Here is a 1,662-nt window from a genome sequence, read left to right on the forward strand (position 1 = left end):
GGGGTGGGGGTGAGGGGTTGAGCTTAAGTTGACACGGATCGGCATTGCCGTGCCCCTACAGGTAGTGCCTTAGAAGGCAGACAAGAAGGGATTCGGGAAGGGATTCGGGAAGAACGACGGCAAATGGTGGAAAACTTCCTCCGAGTGCGGTTTGGTGAGATTGATGCCGAATTAGAAGCGATCATCGCACCGATGTTACAGTTAACACCACAAGTGTTGACTCGTCTGCTGTTTAGTCTTTCTCGTGAAGAGTTATTACTGTGGTTTGGCAAGACTTCTGGGGTAGAAGAGAGATTCGGCGAAGGGAAGCGAGAAAAGGTGGAAAACCTGCTGAGAGTGCGGTTTGGTGAAGTTGATCAGGAATTAGCCGACAAAATCGCATCCATGTTAGAGTTACCCCATCAAGAGTTGACTGCTTTGCTGTTGACGCTTTCTCGTCAGGAATTATTAGAACGGTTTGCTAGGTAGGGATAAATCTCTGGATAGGTGAAAATGGGAACGTAGAGACGCGCCATGGCGCGTCTCTACATTGCATAACCTCAACCTGTCCAGACATAAAGGGTGGTAAGAGGCAAATGTCTCAAAACTCGATGCCAAACTGAAGGTAAACGGATGCATTACCCACAACAACAGCCAACAGAAAAACGTCAAACCTGTTTTCTCAAGTCAACCTTAGCTTCTCGGCAATGGTTGGTTTATTCCTGCCATGCTGTAATCACTATCTTCAGCAGCATTTTCATTGTCGCGGTGGAACAAGATCAGGGGTTATCCCTACCAAAACGCACTGGGGAGATAGCGCCGATAAGGATCGCCCAAACTGACAAACGCGCTGAAGCCGAAAGACTGACTGACGAAGGATTGCAACTGTTTGATCAAGGGACAGCCGAATCACTGCAACAAGCCATTGAAAAATGGGAAACAGCGCTTCCTCTGTGGCGTGAGGTGGGGGATCAATCAGCAGAGGCTTTTATTCATCTGATACTGGGTAGAGCTCATGATTTATTAGGATTCAAACAAAAAGCCCTAGATTATTATAATCAAGCCTTACCTCTCTATCAAAAACTTGAAGATCGCGTCGGGGAAGCAACAACCCTAAATAATATTGGTCTTGTCTATTCAAATTTAGGAGAGAATCAACAGGCATTGGATTACTTTCAACAGGCTTTACCCTTATTCCAGGCTGTAGGCGATCGCGCCCTTGAAGCAGTCACCCTCTCTAATATTGGTGCTGTCTATAATGCCTTAGGAGAAAAACAACGGGCATTAGAGTACTACCAACAGTCTTTACCCTTATCCCAGGCTGTAGGCGATCGCGCCGGGGAAGCAACAACCCTGAATAATATTGGTCTTGTTTATGCTGAATTAGGAGAAAAACAACGGGCATTAGAGTACTACCAACAGGCTTTACCCTTAAGCCGGGCTGTGGGTAATCGCGCCCTTGAAGCAGGCATCCTGAATAATATTGGTCTTGTCTATAATGACTTAGGAGAGAAACAACGAGCATTAGAGTACTTTCAACAAGCTTTACCCTTAAAACGGACTGTAGGTGATCGCGCCGGGGAAGCAAGAACGCTGAATAATATTGGTGCTGTCTATTCTGAATTAGGAGAAAAACAACAGGCATTAGAGTACTACCAACAGGCTTTACCTTTATCCCAGGCT

The 1,662-nt window shown here is 46.1% G+C and carries 2 protein-coding genes; both read left to right on the top strand.

Annotated elements, in window-relative coordinates; translation table 11 throughout:
* Positions 1-123 precede the first annotated feature (123 nt).
* Positions 124-468: a hypothetical protein gene (locus MC7420_RS43070; protein WP_006105601.1), complete on the top strand. Its 345-nt coding sequence runs from the start codon at positions 124-126 to the stop codon at positions 466-468.
* Between the two features lie 144 nt (positions 469-612).
* A partial coding sequence (locus tag MC7420_RS31130) for a tetratricopeptide repeat protein (protein ID WP_006105640.1) occupies positions 613-1,662 on the top strand: 1,050 nt, incomplete at its 3' end.

It is taken from the genome of Coleofasciculus chthonoplastes PCC 7420, assembly GCF_000155555.1.
Classification (GTDB): domain Bacteria; phylum Cyanobacteriota; class Cyanobacteriia; order Cyanobacteriales; family Coleofasciculaceae; genus Coleofasciculus; species Coleofasciculus chthonoplastes_A.